This is a genomic window from Sedimentitalea nanhaiensis DSM 24252, assembly GCF_000473225.1.
GTDB classification, from domain to species: Bacteria; Pseudomonadota; Alphaproteobacteria; order Rhodobacterales; family Rhodobacteraceae; genus Sedimentitalea; species Sedimentitalea nanhaiensis.
Map to the genome: position 1 here is coordinate 3,185,914 of NZ_KI421509.1, position 16,651 is coordinate 3,202,564.

The 16,651-nt window shown below is 62.2% G+C and carries 14 protein-coding genes; 3 read left to right on the forward strand and 11 right to left on the reverse strand.

The genetic code is table 11. The features are described from left to right. Window positions 1-37 precede the first annotated feature (37 nt). Window positions 38-2,053 carry a M3 family metallopeptidase gene (locus tag NANH_RS0117485; RefSeq protein WP_027263223.1) on the forward strand — a complete coding sequence of 672 codons (2,016 nt, stop codon included), beginning with the start codon at window positions 38-40 and terminating at the stop codon, window positions 2,051-2,053. A 79-nt stretch (window positions 2,054-2,132) separates the two neighbouring features. Here the strand turns inward: NANH_RS0117485 and NANH_RS0117490 are convergent, their stop codons facing one another. The 6 genes from NANH_RS0117490 to NANH_RS0117515 all read right to left on the reverse strand — a co-directional run bounded on the left by NANH_RS0117490 (window position 2,133) and on the right by NANH_RS0117515 (window position 8,712). Next, the gene (locus NANH_RS0117490; RefSeq protein ID WP_027263224.1) at window positions 2,133-3,065 is read right to left on the reverse strand and encodes a 2-hydroxyacid dehydrogenase; all 933 of its coding nucleotides are present in this window, start codon (window positions 3,063-3,065) and stop codon (window positions 2,133-2,135) included. 7 nt (window positions 3,066-3,072) lie between these two features. Further along, window positions 3,073-4,224, reverse strand: coding sequence for a rod shape-determining protein RodA (rodA, locus tag NANH_RS0117495; RefSeq protein ID WP_027263225.1), 1,152 nt, complete (start codon window positions 4,222-4,224; stop codon window positions 3,073-3,075). Further along, on the reverse strand, window positions 4,221-6,164 hold the full coding sequence (gene mrdA, locus NANH_RS0117500; protein ID WP_027263226.1) for a penicillin-binding protein 2: 1,944 nt from the start codon (window positions 6,162-6,164) through the stop codon (window positions 4,221-4,223). Before mrdA ends, rodA begins: the two co-directional genes overlap by 4 nt. Further along, a complete protein-coding gene (locus tag NANH_RS0117505) occupies window positions 6,161-6,700 on the reverse strand; it encodes a hypothetical protein (RefSeq protein ID WP_027263227.1) in 540 nt (179 codons plus the stop codon). The genes mrdA and NANH_RS0117505 overlap by 4 nt, the downstream gene beginning before the upstream one ends. Further along, complete coding sequence (gene mreC / locus NANH_RS26520; protein WP_036050003.1) at window positions 6,693-7,604, reverse strand: rod shape-determining protein MreC; 912 nt, start codon at window positions 7,602-7,604, stop codon at window positions 6,693-6,695. The genes NANH_RS0117505 and mreC overlap by 8 nt, the downstream gene beginning before the upstream one ends. Window positions 7,605-7,665: 61 nt before the next feature. Further along, window positions 7,666-8,712, reverse strand: coding sequence for a rod shape-determining protein (locus NANH_RS0117515; RefSeq protein WP_027263228.1), 1,047 nt, complete (start codon window positions 8,710-8,712; stop codon window positions 7,666-7,668). Window positions 8,713-9,022: 310 nt separating this feature from the next. Between NANH_RS0117515 and NANH_RS0117525 the strand changes: the two genes are divergently transcribed. Beyond that, a complete protein-coding gene (locus NANH_RS0117525; RefSeq protein ID WP_027263229.1) occupies window positions 9,023-9,598 on the forward strand; it encodes a PA14 domain-containing protein in 576 nt (191 codons plus the stop codon). Between the two features lie 28 nt (window positions 9,599-9,626). Here the strand turns inward: NANH_RS0117525 and NANH_RS0117530 are convergent, their stop codons facing one another. The 4 genes from NANH_RS0117530 to NANH_RS0117545 form a co-directional block, all read right to left on the reverse strand. Continuing rightward, window positions 9,627-10,466 (reverse strand): amino acid ABC transporter substrate-binding protein, encoded by an 840-nt coding sequence (locus NANH_RS0117530; protein WP_027263230.1) that lies wholly within the window; start codon window positions 10,464-10,466, stop codon window positions 9,627-9,629. Between the two features lie 96 nt (window positions 10,467-10,562). Further along, window positions 10,563-10,874 carry a hypothetical protein gene (locus NANH_RS0117535; protein ID WP_027263231.1) on the reverse strand — a complete coding sequence of 104 codons (312 nt, stop codon included), beginning with the start codon at window positions 10,872-10,874 and terminating at the stop codon, window positions 10,563-10,565. A 210-nt stretch (window positions 10,875-11,084) separates the two neighbouring features. Continuing rightward, window positions 11,085-12,659, reverse strand: coding sequence for a 2-isopropylmalate synthase (locus NANH_RS0117540; protein WP_027263232.1), 1,575 nt, complete (start codon window positions 12,657-12,659; stop codon window positions 11,085-11,087). A gap of 241 nt (window positions 12,660-12,900) precedes the next feature. Next, the gene (locus NANH_RS0117545) at window positions 12,901-14,334 is read right to left on the reverse strand and encodes an MORN repeat-containing protein (RefSeq protein ID WP_051372497.1); all 1,434 of its coding nucleotides are present in this window, start codon (window positions 14,332-14,334) and stop codon (window positions 12,901-12,903) included. A gap of 156 nt (window positions 14,335-14,490) precedes the next feature. Here NANH_RS0117545 and NANH_RS0117550 point away from each other — a divergent pair, with 156 nt between their 5' ends. Continuing rightward, window positions 14,491-16,149, forward strand: a complete 1,659-nt coding sequence (locus tag NANH_RS0117550) for an NAD+ synthase (protein ID WP_027263234.1) — start codon at window positions 14,491-14,493, stop codon at window positions 16,147-16,149. Window positions 16,150-16,170: 21 nt separating this feature from the next. Here NANH_RS0117550 and NANH_RS0117555 read toward each other — a convergent pair whose 3' ends face one another. After that, the gene (locus tag NANH_RS0117555) at window positions 16,171-16,563 is read right to left on the reverse strand and encodes a metallopeptidase family protein (RefSeq protein ID WP_027263235.1); all 393 of its coding nucleotides are present in this window, start codon (window positions 16,561-16,563) and stop codon (window positions 16,171-16,173) included. Window positions 16,564-16,651 lie beyond the last annotated feature (88 nt).

Here is a 16,651-nt window from a genome sequence, read left to right on the forward strand (position 1 = left end):
GGGCGGGTGCCTAGCTTGGGGCCAAAGGAGACCCAGCATGAGCAACCCGATCCTGTCCGACTGGACCACGCCGTTTCAGATTGCGCCGTTCGATGCGATTTCCGACGAGGATTTCGCCCCGGCGCTGGACACGGCCCTGGCGGAACACCAGGCCGAGATTGTGGCCATCGCCGACAATCCGGATACGGCCAGCTTTGCCAATACGGTCGAGGCCCTGGAGGCGGCGGGCGCGGCACTGGACAAGGTTTTGTCGGTGTTCTTCACCGTTGCGGGGGCGGACAGCAATCCCAGACGGGAAGAGTTGCAACGGATGTTTTCGCCGAAGCTGGCGGCGCATTATGCCGATATTTCCGCCAACACGGTACTGTTTCGGCGTGTGGAAGATTTGTGGGCGCGCCGGGACGATCTGGGGCTGACGGATGAGCAGGCGCGGGTGCTGATGCTGACACATCGCGGTTTCGTGCGCGCGGGCGCAGCCCTGGAAGGGGCGCAGAAGGGGCGTATGAAAGACATCAAGGGCCGGTTGGCGACGCTGGGCACCCAGTTCACCCAGAACCTGCTGGCGGATGAGCGCGATTGGCACATGGAACTGGATCGGGCCGATCTGGAGGGGCTGCCGCAATTTGTCGTCGATGCCGCAGTTGCGGCGGGCAGGGACAAGGGGCTGGACGGGCCGATCGTTACCCTGTCGCGGTCGATCATCGTGCCGTTTTTGCAGTTTTCGCCACGGCGGGATCTGCGCCGACGGGCCTATCGGGCCTGGGCGGCGCGTGGCGCGAACGGTGGGGAAACGGACAACCGGGCCATTGCGGCCGAGATCCTGAAGTTGCGGGCGGAACGGGCGGCGCTGCTGGGCTATGACAGCTTTGCCGACTATAAGCTGGAAACCGAGATGGCGCGCAGCCCGGACAAGGTGCGCGACCTGTTGATGGCGGTCTGGGCACCGGCCAGGGCATGCGCGGATGCGGATGCCGAGCTGCTGACGCGGATGATGCAGGCCGACGGGGTGAACGGGGCGCTGGAAGCCTGGGACTGGCGCTATTATGCGCAGAAGCGCCGCAAGGCCGAGCACGATCTGGATGAAGCGGCGGTGAAGCCCTATCTGCAGCTTGAGCGGATGATCGAGGCGGCGTTTTCATGCGCCAACCGTCTGTTCGGACTGCAGTTCGCGCCGCTGGACATCGCGCTGTATCACCCGGACTGCCGCGCCTGGGAGGTGACCCGAAACGGCGCGCATGTGGCGGTGTTCATCGGAGACTATTTCGCCCGCGGCAGCAAACGCTCGGGTGCATGGTGCAGCGCGATGCGCGCCCAGGCCAAATTTCCACAGCCGCAGGCCCCGGTGGTGATCAACGTGTGTAATTTCGCCAAGGGCGATCCGGCGCTGTTGTCCTGGGACGATGCGCGCACCCTGTTTCACGAATTTGGTCATGCGCTGCACCAGATGCTGTCGGATGTGACCTATGAAAGTATTTCCGGCACCTCGGTGGCGCGGGATTTTGTCGAATTGCCCAGCCAGCTGTATGAGCATTGGCTGGAAGTGCCCGAGGTTCTGGGCGAATTCGCCACCCATGCAACAACCGGCGAAGCGATGCCCAAGGCGATGCTGGACAAGGTCTTGGCCGCAGCGAATTTCGACATGGGGTTCCAGACCGTGGAATACATCGCCTCGGCACTGGTCGATCTGGCCTTTCACGAAGGTGAGCCGCCTGCCGATCCGATGGCGCGACAGGCCGAGGTTCTTGCCGATCTGGGGATGCCCGATGCCATCGGCATGCGCCACGCTACGCCGCATTTTGCCCATGTCTTTGCCGGGGATGGATATTCGAGCGGCTATTACAGCTATATGTGGTCCGAGGTGATGGATGCGGATGCCTTTGCCGGCTTTGAAGAGGCGGGCGGCGCGTTTGACCCCGAACGTGCGCAGGCGCTTGAAGATAACATCCTGTCAACCGGCGGATCAAGGGAACCGGATGTTTTGTACAAGGCATTCCGGGGGCGGTTGCCCGGTGTCGAGGCATTGCTGAAGGGGCGTGGATTGGGCGCGGGTTAAGGCGAAATGCTATGGAACCGATTGCGCCTTTGGCGCAAGCCTCCGGCGGGGATATTTCCGGCAAGAGGAAAGGGCGTGGTCAGTAGCCGAGGCTGCGGTCGACGAGGTTGAGAAACGGCTCGCCCGCTTCCCCGCGCCGGATGTTTTCGGCGATGACACGGCTGGCGCTGGTTTCCCGGGTGGCCGAGGCGATATGCGGGGTGACCGTGACCTTTGGATGCGCCCAATAGGGATGATTGGCGGGCAAGGGTTCGGTGCGGAACACGTCCAGCGTGGCGCGGGCAATATGGCCGCTGTCCAGGGCCGCCAGAAGATCGGTGTCGTCGATCAGCGTGCCGCGCCCCGGGTTCAGGATGTGCGCTCCACGGGGCAACATGGCCAGAGTATCCGCGGACAGGATGTTGGCGGTGGCCGGAGTATCGGGCAGCAGCAGCACAAGGATCTGCGCCTGTGAGAGGGCGGCGTCCAGCCCGTTTGCCCCATGACAGGTGGTGACATCCGGCACCGTGCGGGCGGTGCGGCCCCAGCCGGTGACCGGAAAGCCCAAACCCGCAAGGGTCGCGGCACAGGCCCTGCCAAGTTCGCCCATGCCCAGGATGGTGACCGGGCGGTCCTGCGCCAGCGGCGGAACGTGGGTGCGCCAGACGCCATCCTGACCGAATAGGTGCTTGTCCATCTCCAGGTGGTGGCGCAGCACGTGGCCTGTCACCCATTCGATCATCCCCTGGGTCAGTCCATGATCGACCATCCGGGCCAGCGGCACGTGCAGAGTGTCGTTGTCAACCACATCCTCGACTCCGGCCCAGAGGTTGAGCACGGCCCTAAGGCGCGTGTAGGGGGTGAAATCCTGTACCGTGCTGTTGGGGGCATAGACGATATAGTCCACATCGGCGGGTGCAAAATCGGTTCGTAAATCAAAATCAATCCCGGCGGCGCGCAGGGCTGCGGTGAGCGGGGTCCGATAGCTGTCCCAGCGTTCTGCCTTGGCGGCAAACAGGATGTTCACGGTCATTGTAAGGTCAGTATCCTTGTTGGCGGGGGCGGTGGATATGGGCACTGTGGACAATGCCGAACGCGACCATCAGCACCAGCATGGCCGAGCCGCCATAGCTGACCATCGGCAGGGGCACGCCCACCACCGGGGCAAGGCCCATGACCATCGACATGTTGACGGCGAAAAACAGGAAGAAGTTGATCGCGATCCCCAAGGTGACCAGCGCGGAAAACCGGTCGCGCGTGGCCATTGCGGTGGCGATGCAGAACAGAATAATCAGGGTATAGAGCGTCAGCAGGGAGAAGCCGCCGACAAAGCCGAATTCTTCGGCCAATGTGGTAAAGATGAAATCGGTGTGCTTTTCCGGCAGAAAATTCAGCCGCGACTGGGTGCCCTGCATGAAACCGCGCCCGGTCCAGCCCCCCGACCCCAGCGCAATCTTGGACTGGGTGATGTGATAACCCGCGCCAAGGGGGTCGGTGGACGGGTCCAGGAAGGTATCGATGCGCCGGTACTGATAGTCCTTGAGCAATTGCCAATCGGTGCCGCGGCTCTGGAACACGGCGCTGACCAGACCAATCGCTGCGGCAATCACGGCGGCGAAGTACACCCAGTGAACCCCGGCCAGAAACATCAGTCCGCCCCCTGCCGTCACCAGCAGGATCGAGGTGCCAAGATCCGGTTGACGCAGCACCAGGAAGGTCGGGAAAAGGATCATGATCACCGGTATCAACACCCAGAACGGGTGCGACGTGCGTTTGGCGGGAAGCCAGTCGTAATAGGCCGCCAACAGCATCACCAGCGTGATTTTCATCAGTTCGCTGGGTTGCAGGCGCATGAACCCAAGGTCAATCCAGCGCTGGGCACCCATGCCGACCGTCCCCATGACTTCGACCAGGATCAACAGCAGCACTGACAGGCCATAGGCCACCACCGCCATATTGCGCCAGAACCAGATTGGCACCATGGCCACCACCGTCATCACCGCCAGCCCAAGCACAAAGCGCTTGATCTGCGGTTCGGCCCAGGGCGTGAACGATCCGCCGGCGACCGAATACAGCATCAGGAAACCGACGCTGGCGACGCTGCACAGAAGCAGGGTCAGGGGCCAGTTCATATGCAATATCTTGCGGACCCCGGTCGGAGTCGATTTGACGTTATGTTCGAGATAGCTCATGCGCGGTCGCTTGCCGGGGCGGCGATGCCGGGGTAATCGCGATGCAGCTGTTCCTGCTGGGCCCGGATCTTGCCGCGATCGCCTTTTGGATAGGCGGTCAGCGGCGGCGTGCCGTCGTACAACGCTTGCAACAGCAGGTCCCGTGCGATCGGCGCTGCGGCTGTCGAGCCCCCACCGCCGTGTTCCACCACCACCGAGACCGCATATTTCGGTTTGTCAAAGGGCGCAAAGCAAACGAACAGTGCGTGGTCGCGCCGTTCCCAGGGCAGGTCGCGGTTGTTGATGACGCCGGCGGCGCGCTCGGCCTTGGTGATGTTGCGCACCTGGCTGGTGCCGGTCTTGCCGGCCATGCGGAATTCCTCGGCGATGATGCGGCTGCGATAGGCGGTGCCGCGCCGATCGTTGCTGACGTCATACATGCCGCGCCGGACCTGGCGCAGGTTGTTTTCGTTCAGCCCCATGGGATCTCCCGCGCCGCTGGGTTGTTCGACGCCGTTGATCGATTTCACCAACCGCGGCGTGACGGCACGGCCGGTGGCAATGCGCGCAGACATGACCGCCAGCTGCAGTGGCGAAGCCAGCATAAAACCCTGACCGATCGACGAGTTGGCGGTGTCGCCGACGCGCCAGACATCGTCATGCACCCGTTGCTTCCAGGCGCGATCGGGTGCCAGGCCTTCGGCGACGGCGGACATCGGCAGGTCGTGCCGCACGCCCAAGCCAAGGCGTTTTGCCATTTCCGAGATCTTGTCGATTCCGACCTTGAGCGCCACATCGTAATAATAGACATCGCAGCTGCGTTTGAGCGATGCATTCAGGTTGACGTGGCCATGGCCGCCGCGTTTCCAACAGTGAAAGCGGCGTCCCGAAACCTCGAGGTAACCGGGGCACCAGACGGTGTCGCCCGCGCCAATCAACCCCGCCTCGAGCGCGGCAAGACCGGTCACCATCTTGAAGGTCGACCCGGGTGGGTAGGTGCCCTGGACCGACTTGTTTGCCAGCGGGCGGTAGGGATTGGTGGTCAGGCCGCGATAATCCGCGACCGAGATGCCGCGTACGAACAGGTTTGGGTCAAAGCTGGGTGATGAGCAAATCGCCCGCAAATCGCCGGTTTCGCAATCGATGATCACGGCGGCGGCGCTTTCACTGCCCAGGCGGGCCTGCACATAGCCTTGCAGATCGGCATCGACCGACAATTGCAGATCCGCGCCTGACTGACCCTCGCGCCGGTCCAGTTCGCGCATGATGCGCCCGGTCGCGTTGACCTCGACCCGCTTGGCCCCGGCCTTGCCGCGCAAAACGTCCTCGCGCTTGGCTTCAAGGCCGACCTTGCCGATCTGGAATCGCGGAATGCGCAGCACCGGTTCGGGATCGGCGATCTGGCCCAGGTCATAATCGCTGACCGGCCCGACATAGCCGACCACATGCGCCAGATCCGCGCCCTGCGGATAGTCGCGGGTCAGGCCGACCTCGGGAGTAATGCCGGGCAGTGCGGGGGCATTGACGGCAACCTTGCTGATTTCGTTCCAGGTGACCTGATCGGCCAGGGTGATCGGCAGAAACGGCGGGCTGCGACGCATTTCGGTCATCGCCCGGTTCAGATCTTCTTCGTCCAGTTTGACCAGCCGTGACAGGTCGGCGATCACCTTTTCGACGTCACCGGCGTCTTCCCGTACGATGATGATGCGATAGCTGGGCGAGTTTTGCGCGATAACCTTGCCGTTGCGGTCGAACAGCTCGCCCCGCGCGGGTGGGATCAGGCGGATGTTGATGCGGTTTTCTTCGGCCAGCAGACGAAACTGGTCGGCCTGCTCGACCTGCATATAGCGCATCCGCATGCCCAACGTGCCGACCACGCCGAGCTGTGCCGCGCCCAGAATCAGCGTACGGCGGGTCAGCTTGCGGTGGATGCTGTCCAGCTCTTTCGGGTTTCGTTTCATCCGCGCGCTCCAAAGACTTCGGCGTCGCCGGGCGACAATCTGCGCACGCCCATCAGGGTTTGCGTCACAAATACCACCAGCGGGTATACCACCATGGTCAGCACCATCTGGATCAGGTTGAGCGCCAGCGGGGCCTGCTGCACCAATGTGAGGGTTAGGACCAACCGATACAACAGCGTGATTGCGGCGATAACGAAACAGACCGAAATCCATTCCCCCACAAAGCTGGCCTCGCTCAGCCCGGCGGCCTGGTTCTTGAGGTATTCGCTTCCCAGCACCACCAGAAGGGCAAGCAGGCCGGGGGGGCGTTGGAACAGCAGGTCGGCCAACAGCATCACACCGGCCAGCAAGAACGCTGGAACATAGTCCGGCCTGCGCATGATCCATGCGAACCCAAAGGCGATCAACAGGTCCGGCGGTGCCCAGCGACGCGGCTGCGTGTCCAGCGGCAACAGATGAAAGAACATGATCGCCAGCGCCAGACCCAGGAACCAGATGCGCATGGACCAGATATGGGGCACCGACAGCTTACCCATCCGCGCCACCTGTGGGTTGTTTGGGGCCGATCAAACTGGGCGGCGCGCCATCGCTGACAATTCCGCCTGGATCGGCAATGCCCTCGGCACCGTGATGGCGCAGCACCCGCAGGAATTCGAGCCGCTCGTAATCCGCAGCCAGACGTACCCGCAGCCGACCGGAAGGGTCGGCTGCGACCTGGCCAATCAGCAATCCGGGGGGGAAAACGCCGCCATCGCCTGAACTGACCACCCGGTCGCCGGGGCGCACCAGATCGGGGTTCTCGAGAAAGTCGATCACGGGCGCGGCGGAATTGTCACCCGCAATCAGCGCGCTTTGGCCCGAAGGCTGAATCAATGCGGGCACCGAACTGGCCGCGTCGGTCAGCAGAATCACCCGTGCGGTGGATTGACCGGTGCCCGAGATTCGCCCGACCAGCCCGATACCGTCCATTGCGGCCCATCCGTCGACAATGCCGTCGCGCGCGCCCACGTTCAACAGCACCGATTGGCGAAAAGGCGAGCCGCTGTCGGCCATCACCACCCCGGTCACATAGGTCAGACGCGGGTCAAGACGGACATGGTTCAGATCCAGCAGCCGGGCGTTTTCCTGCTCCAGCTGCAACGCCGCCTCTTTCCAGGCCTGCATCTGACGCAGTTCGCTGCGCAGTTCCCGGTTCTGTTCGGTCAGGCGCTGATAGCTCTGGAAATCGCGCACCAGATTGATTGCGCCCGTGACCGGCGCCATGGCCCAGCTCATGCCCGGCACGACCCGGTCGGTCACCTGAGCGCGAAACCGCTCGACGCGGGGGCTGTCGATGCGCCAGACCAGAAAGATTGCCAGCAGACACAGGCAAATCACCCCCAGCAGAAAGCGACGCAGGGGGCCAGCATAATCATCGCGGTGCGAACGGTCCTTGGCCAATGGAACCTCTGCTACGGCGCGGTTTGACGCCGGTTGTTCACATTACTAAAGGGTGCGCGCCCTAGCTGTCGTAGTCAATTGCGTGGCGCAGCTGTTTTTCGTATTCCAAGGCCTTGCCGGTGCCCAGAGCAACACAATTCAGCGATTCATCGGCAATCGACACCGCCAGCCCGGTCTGTTCGCGCAGCGCCAGATCCAGATCGCCCAGCAGCGCGCCACCGCCGGTCAGCATCACGCCCCGGTCGACGATATCCGCGGCCAGGTCGGGCGGTGTGGTTTCCAGCGCGGTCATCACCGCTTCGCAGATCTGCTGCACCGGTTCGGCCAGCGCCTCGGCCACCTGGGCCTGGCTGATCTCGATCTCCTTGGGGACACCGTTCAACAGGTCGCGACCACGGATCTGCATCGAGGCCCCGCGCCCGTCGTCGGGCATCCGGGCGCTGCCGATGCTGGTCTTGATGCGTTCGGCGGTGGATTCGCCGATCAACAGGTTCTGCTGGCGCCGCAGATAGGAAATGATCGCCTCATCCATGCGGTCTCCGCCGACCCGCACCGAGCGGGCATAGACGATGTCGCCCAGGGACAGCACCGCGACCTCGGTGGTGCCGCCGCCGATGTCCACCACCATGTTTCCGGTGGGATCGGTGATGGGCATGCCCGCGCCGATGGCCGCCGCGATGGGTTCTGCGATCAGCCCGGCCTTGCGGGCACCGGCGGACAGGACCGACTGGCGGATCGCGCGTTTTTCCACCGGGGTTGCGCCATGGGGGACGCAGACGATGATCTTGGGCTTGGAGAAGGTCGAGCGTTTATGCACCTTGCGGATGAAATGCTTGATCATCTCTTCGGCGGTGTCGAAATCGGCGATCACACCTTCGCGCATCGGGCGGATTGCCTCAATGCTGCCGGGGGTGCGGCCCAGCATCAGCTTGGCGTCCTCTCCCACGGCCAGCACCTTTTTCACGCCGTCCTTGACGTGATAGGCCACCACCGACGGTTCGCTGAGGATTATGCCGCGCCCCTTGACGTAGACCAATGTATTGGCCGTGCCCAGATCGATCGCCATGTCCGCAGCAAAGAGTCCACCAAAATTTCCAAACCAAGACATGTGCGGGATCCTGTAGTGTACTGCCATTGGGTCCGCGACTCGTGAAAGCAAGCAGGCCGACTGTGTTATAGGCTTCCACAGACATAGGTGAAAGGTCCGAATGCGCACCGGTCAGCGCGAATTCGCCAGCACGCCCGGCGAATCGGACTGCCGCAGGGCGGACAGCGGGTTGAGTGCGCGAAAACTTCCCCATTTGCGGGTGTGATTGTGCGATCTGACAATCGGCCAGGGCATATGAAGGGGAACGCCGCGGCAATCTTGTCGCAGGGACGGTGCTGTTCTAGGGTTCTGTCAAAACAGGGGGAACGTCATGAAGTCTGTTGTATTGGGGATTGTCGCCGCGTTAGGTCTGGCCTGCACCTCGGCACTGTCAGCCGCGCCGCTCAAGCTGAAACCTGCCAACCCGCAACCGAGCGGGCTCAAGAGCGGTCTGAACGTCAAATACGGCTATGCGTCGGACAAGTTCAAATCGCTGCGACTTGCACATAGCATCTACAACTCGACTGCCAAACCGGGCAAGCCGTTGCGGGGGCTGGATTATCGCGATACCGAGTTTGGCGAAAACGCGCTGACGGCAACTGCGCCCTGGTATCTGGCGGCGCAGATCACCGGGTATTTCAAGATTGACGCGCCGGGGGTCTATGACATCGAGTTCTTCGTCAATGACGGGCTTGAGGCCACGATTGGCGGTCAGCAGGTGGGGTACGCGGATGGCATCAATCCCTGCGAAGGCACGGTTGTGACCCAGGTCGAAGCGCCGGTTGCCGGGTGGTACGACCTGAACCTGTTCTATTTCCAGAACGCCGGGACCGCTTGTCTGATGATGAAGATGGGCCCCGCCGGGAAGAAACGCCAGTGGGTGGCGAATTCGGCGTTCGGACGCTGAACGCCCGAACCCCAGGACTGTTTGGAGATCAGCGCGCGGTAGGGGCCAGCAGATACATGGCCTGCAGGGCCGCGCCCGGTTTCGCGCCGGGCATCGCCTCGTCGAAAATCGCTCGCATACGGCCACTGGCATAGAGCTCGGACAGGGCAAAATCGACCAGCAGACGGAAATCGGCGTCGCCGCGTGCCAGCGCCAGGCCTTGTTTCTCGATGGTCATGATTTCACTGGACATTTGCAGGGTTTCGGCCTTGCCACTGTTGGCTATCAGGCTGGCCAGAATCGACTGATCGGCGAAATAGGCGTCGATGTCCTTGGCCTCCAGCGCCGCAATTGCGGCGTCATGGTCGGCAAAGGTCACGACGTCGGCCTGCATCCCGGTTTCTCCTAATGTGGTGTTCAGCGCCTCAAGCGTGGTGGTGGCATCGCGTGCGCCGAGCTTCTTGCCCGCCAGATCCGGAAAGCTACCGGATGCACCCTGAAGTTGCAGGATTGCCGTTCCGTCCACATAGATCGGGTCCGAGAAATCGACCGTCTCGCGCCGGGTCAATGTGATCGTGGACGCGCCACACAGAAGGTCGATCTCGCCGCTGGCGACCTTGTCGAACCGGTTGGAGGCATCGACCGGAACAAAGGACGCTTCGAGATCCGTCATCTGTAGCGAATTGGCGATGGCCTGACCGATGTGGACGCAGATCAACGGCGCATATCCCGCCGGATCGCCGTTGGCATTCTGATACGACAAGGGTGCGGCATCGACGCGATAGCCGAAATGCACCTCGCCGGTTTCCTTGATCCGCTCCAGCGTCTGTGCCGAGGCGGGCAACGCAAACAAGGCCGCTGCCAGCAGCGGGTAAATCGGGTTTCGCATCGAATGTCCTCTCTGTGGGGTTCGGGCCAGCTTAGACTGCGCCGTCCCCGGCGCAATCCGAAATGTCGCGCGATGCCCGGTCCCCGAGAGAACGCGTCAGGAGTCCAGTTTGATCGGAGCCGGGGTCGGGAGAGGGTTGTGCTCGAGCCATTCGTTGGTTCCCGGATAGGCGTGCAGGAAATACGAGTTTTCGGTGTCGAGCCGCGCTGCAAAGATGCGGTCGGTCTCTTCCAGAAGGGCTTTGAGGTGCTCAACCAGAGCTTTGGCGCTGCCGGTTTTCACATTGACCAGACAGGCGTTGTTCATGATGCGATGCGCCCGTATCTTGTTCAGCTCTTCGACAAATTTCGGATAGTGTTCGTATCCATCGTCGTGGTTGATATCGAAAGTTACAAAGAAAAAAGCCATTCGTTAATCCTTTCTTAAGTGCCGTTCACAATTGCACGCCAAAAAGGATAAACATAAATTGTGCATCGGGGCAATCGGAGGGTCCGGAACCCGCCGCGTGACGTAACAATTGCGCGGTTCTGCCAATATAGTTGCCCCGCCCAGTCCAATCGCGCTCTGGCACGGGGGGTCCGGGCGTGTCACATCCCGCCCGGACCTTTGGGTCTGGCCTCAGCTGACGTCTTTCCAGTTGATTTCGCGCGTGTCGCTGCCGGGGGCGGATTTCGCCCGCCGCACGATCAGCCGGTTCAGCGCGTTGACATAGGCCTTGGCGCTGGCGACGACGGTATCGGTATCGGCGGACTGGCCGGTGACGATGCGCCCGTCCTCTTCCATCCGAACGGACACGGTGGCCTGGGCGTCGGTGCCCTCGGTCACGGCGTGCACCTGATAGAGCTGCAATTGCGCGTCATGCGGGAACAGTGCCTTGACCGCGTTGAACGTGGCATCGACCGGACCGTCGCCGGTCTGTGTGGTCGAGTGCTCGACCCCGTCGATCGCCATCACCAGATCGGCTTTTTGCGGGCCATCCGTGCCGCAGACCACGGCCAGCGACTTGATCTTGAGCCTGTCGTTTTCGGGGTCTTCGCCCACCCGCATCAGCGCGACGAGATCGTCGTCATAGACCTCTTTCTTGCGATCCGCGAGTTCCTTGAAGCGCACGAACACGTCTTTGAGCTGGTTGTCGCCCAACTCAAATCCCAGATCCGACAGCTTGGCGCGCAGCGCGGCGCGGCCCGAATGTTTGCCCATCACAAGATTGGTATCCGAAAGCCCCACGTCCGACGGACGCATGATTTCGAAGTTCTCGGGGTTTTTCAGCATCCCGTCCTGATGGATACCGCTTTCGTGGGCAAAGGCATTCTTGCCGACGATGGCCTTGTTGAACTGCACGGGAAAACCGCTGACCGTGGCGACGCGGCGGCTGATGTTCATGATCTTGGTGGTGTCGACCCCGGTGCGCCAGGGCATGATGTCGTGACGGACCTTGAGCGCCATCACCACCTCTTCCAGCGCGGTGTTGCCGGCGCGTTCGCCCAGCCCGTTGATCGTGCATTCGATCTGACGTGCACCCCCGGCCACAGCCGCCAGGCTGTTGGCGGTCGCCATGCCCAGATCGTTGTGGCAATGGGTGGCAAAGATCACGTCTTCGGCCCCCGGCACCTCGGCGATCAGCCGTCGGATCAGTTCGGCGGATTCCACCGGGGCGGTGTAACCCACGGTATCGGGGATGTTGATGGTGCTGGCTCCGGCCTTGATCGCGATTTCGACGACCCGGCAGAGATAGTCCCATTCGGTGCGGGTGGCATCCATAGGCGACCACTGCACATTGTCGCACAGGTTGCGCGCATGGGTCACGGTTTCATGGATGCGGTCGGCCATTTCGTCCATCGTGAGGTTGGGAATGGCGCGATGCAGCGGCGAAGTGCCGATAAATGTGTGGATGCGCGGCCGCCCGGCGTGCTGAATCGCTTCCCAGCAGCGGTCGATATCGGTCAGGTTGGCGCGTGCGAGACCGCAGATCACGCTGTTTCGGGCGTTTTTGGCGATGTCCGATACCGCCTTGAAATCGCCTTCGGAGGCGATGGGAAAGCCGGCCTCGATGATATCCACGCCCATATCGTCCAGCAGGCCGGCGATTTCGAGCTTTTCATCGTGGGTCATGGTCGCGCCCGGGCTTTGCTCGCCGTCACGCAGTGTGGTGTCGAAGATCCATACGCGATCTTTGTCGGTGGTCTGTGTCATGTCGGGTTCTTTCGTATCTGTCCTAAGGCCAATGGCGCGCGGGCTGCATCCTCTGAGCGGGCGCGCCGAATGGCACGCTCAGAGGCGCGTTAGGATCAGTAGGCCGCGCAGCGACGCGCCACAGGTGGCGGTCGGCATAGGGATATGTGCGGCATTGGTCATGGAGTCAGCTTATATCGCGATGATCAGAAATGGGAAGGCCGAATTTTGCCGATTGGTCCGCCCCAGGATAGCGCGCGGTTCAGCCGCCGTCATTCAGCGCGCCGTTTTTCCAGTTTCCGGTCGCTTCCTGCCCACTGGAATAGCGCATCGTGCCGTTGCCCTGGCGTTTTCCGTCCTTAAAGCTGCCTTCGTAAACGTCGCCATTGGCATAGGTGGCAACACCTTCGCCGTTGATCTCGCCATTCTGCCATTGACCGGCGTATTTAAATCCGTTTGCCATCACGATCTCGCCGGTGCCGTGGCGCAGGTTGGCCTGAAACTGGCCGGTATAAACGGTGCCATCGGCATAGGTTGCCTCGCCGGTGCCGTCGCGCTGACCCTGTGCCCATTCGCCTTCATAGCGGTAGCCATCGGAATAGGTCATCACGCCCTGTCCGTGGTTCAAGGCGTTCTTGAATTCGCCCTTGTAGACCACGCCGTTGGGATAGGTTGCCGTGCCGGTGCCATCGATCACGCCCGCGGCCCAGCTGCCCTCGTATGTTGCTCCGTCGGGATAGGTGATCTTGCCGGTGCCGTCCGCGAGATCGGCAATGAAGTCCCCGACATAGACCGAGCCGTCCGGATAGGTGACCTTGCCCGTGCCTTCGATCTGGCCGGCCTTCCAGTCGCCGATATAGACATAGCCATCGGTGCCGGTGAACGTTCCGACCCCGTCGCGGCGGTCTTCGGTGAAATCGCCATCATAGATATCGCCATTGGCATATTCCACCCGGCCTTTGCCCTGCCGCCGACCGCCGACGAACTGGCCTGTATAGACGTCGCCATTGGGTTGGGTCAGCTTGCCGCTGCCATCGAACTGGTCGTTGCTCCAGCTGCCGACATAAATCAGCCCGTCCGGCAGGGTCAGCTTGCCCTGACCGCTGCGCTTGCCGGACTTGATCTCGCCGTCATAGACCGCGCCGTCGGAATAGGTGATGACCCCTTTGCCTTGCTTGGCGCCCTGAACCCAGTCGCCGGTGTATTCATAGCCCGTCGGGGTGCGCATGGTGCCGGTGCCGTGGTGTTGCGCGTTCTGAAAGCCGCCTTCATAGTGCACGCCGTTGGCGTAGGTCGCGATGCCCTGACCCTGGATCACGCCGTCAGCCCATTCGCCCTCGTAGGTTCCGCCGTCGGCAAAAGTGATCTTGCCCACGCCTTCCGGTTTGCCCTTTGCGAACTCGCCTTCGTAGATCGCGCCGTTGGGAAACCGGGCCACGCCCTTGCCCTTGATTTCTCCATCGACCCATTCGCCGGTGTATTCATAGCCGTTGGGCAGGGTGTAGGTGCCGGTGCCGTGCTGCAAGCCACCTCGAAAGGTGCCATTATAGACCCCGCCGATGTCGTCCTGCGTGGTCAGCACGTCGCCGTCCTGCGCCTGCGCGAGGCTGGCCGCGCCCAGGGTCAGCGACAGCACGAGGGCCGCAGACAGGAGTAATCCTGGCCCGGTGAGGCGAAAGGTTCCGAGATGAGTCATGAAATGGTCCGTTGCCCCGCAATTGTCCGGCGTCGTGTCATCTGCGGGGAAATTAGGCCAGCACAGGCGCAGGGGCAATGTCTTTTGGTCATGTTGTCTTTCCCTCACGGTCTGATCTGGTAAATGGCATGCAACAGGGAATGGCATGAGGGCAGGATGGCTGACCGATTTCGCGTGACATTGGCGCAGTTGAACCCGGTGGTCGGGGATCTGGCGGGCAACGCCGCCAAGGCTCGCGCCGCTTGGCGGCGGGGGGCCGATGCGGGGGCCGATCTCGTGGCGCTGCCGGAAATGTTCATCACCGGCTATAACGCACAAGACCTTGTGATGAAGCCCGCCTTTCACACTGCTGCCATCGAGGCGATGCGGGCGCTGGCCGCCGACTGCGCCGATGGCCCGGCGCTGGCCATCGGCGGTCCGTGGCTGGAAGGGGCGCAGCTGTACAACGCCTATCTGATCCTGAAGGGCGGCCAGATCGTCAGTACGGTACGCAAGCATCACCTGCCCAATGAAACCGTATTCGACGAGGTGCGGATATTTGACGCCGGACCGCTGGGCGGACCCTATGCGGTGGGCAACGTGCGCATCGGCAGCCCGATCTGCGAGGATGCCTGGCATGAGGACGTTGCCGAGACCCTGGCCGAAACGGGGGCCGAGTTCCTGCTGGTCCCGAACGGTTCTCCCTATTACCGCGGCAAGTTCGAAACCCGGTTGAACCATATGGTTGCGCGGGTCGTCGAAACGGGTCTGCCGCTGATCTATCTGAACATGGTGGGCGGACAGGACGATCAGGTGTTCGATGGCGGGACATTCGCCTTGAACCCGGGCGGTGAACTGGCGTTGCAGATGCCCTTTTTTGAGGAAGATGTCACCCATCTGGATCTGGAACGCGGCGAGACAGGCTGGCGCATCGTGCCGGGTGTGGAACATGCCCATCCCGATGCGTATGAGCAGGATTACCATGCCATGGTTCTCGCCCTGCGCGATTATATGGCCAAGACCGGGTTCAAAAAGGTGCTGCTGGGCCTTTCAGGCGGGGTGGACAGCGCAATTGTGGCCGCAATCGCGGTGGACGCATTGGGGGCGGATAATGTGCGCTGCGTCATGCTGCCGTCGGAATACACCAGCGCCGAAAGTCTTGAGGACGCCGAGGCGGTTGCCGGTGCGCTGGGGTGCCGATACGATTATGTGCCGATCAGCGAAGGGCGGGCCGCGATCACCAGCACGCTGGCACCGTTGTTCGAAGGGTTGGAACCCGGCCTGACCGAGGAGAACATCCAGTCCCGCCTGCGCGGGTTGCTGTTGATGGCGATGAGCAACAAATTCGGCGAGATGTTGCTGACCACCGGCAATAAATCCGAAGTTGCGGTGGGTTATGCCACGATCTATGGCGACATGGCGGGCGGTTACAACCCGATCAAGGATCTGTACAAGACCCGCGTGTTTCAGACCTGCCGCTGGCGCAATGCCAATCACCGCGACTGGATGATGGGCCCTGCGGGCGAGGTGATCCGCGCGGGCGTGATCGACAAGCCGCCATCGGCCGAGCTGCGCGAGGATCAGAAGGACAGCGACAGCTTGCCGGATTATCCGGATCTGGACGCAATGCTTGAGATTTTGGTGGATCGCGACGGCTCGATCGCCGATTGCGTGGCTGCGGGGTTCGACCGGACCACGGCCAAGAAGGTTGAGCATCTGATCTATATCAGCGAATACAAGCGGTTTCAGTCCGCCCCCGGTGTGCGGCTGACCAAGGGGGCGTTCTGGCTGGATCGGCGGTATCCCATCGTTAACCGATGGCGCGACCCCGGCTGAGCGCAAGGCCCGGTCCGGCGCTCATTCCCACCACCGGTCGATTTGTGCAATGTCGTCGTCGGACCAGCCAAAGTGATGGGCAAATTCGTGGATCGTGACATGGGCAATCAGGTCGTCCAGCGCGACATCGCCCCGCTCGCGCCATTCGGCAAGAATCGGCTGGCGAAACAGCCAGACCAGATCTGGCCCCATGGGCTGATCCCAGACGGATTTCTGGGTCAGAGGCACGCCCTCGTACAGTCCGGTCAACTGCAACCGGTCGGCCATTCCCAAGTCACGCAGCATCGGCGTATCCGGCCAATCCACAACCCGCACCGCGACCGCGTCAGCTGCAGGGTGAAAGGCAGGTGGCAGGTCCGACACCGTGGCACGGGCAATGATTTCGAAATGGGCAAGTGACGTATCCTGGGTCATTGGGTGCATATGCCCATTGCCAGCGGTCTAGGGAAGGGGGGGCCACTTGTCCGGCCGTGGCGCGGCGATGGCAGCGGGATCAGGCCCG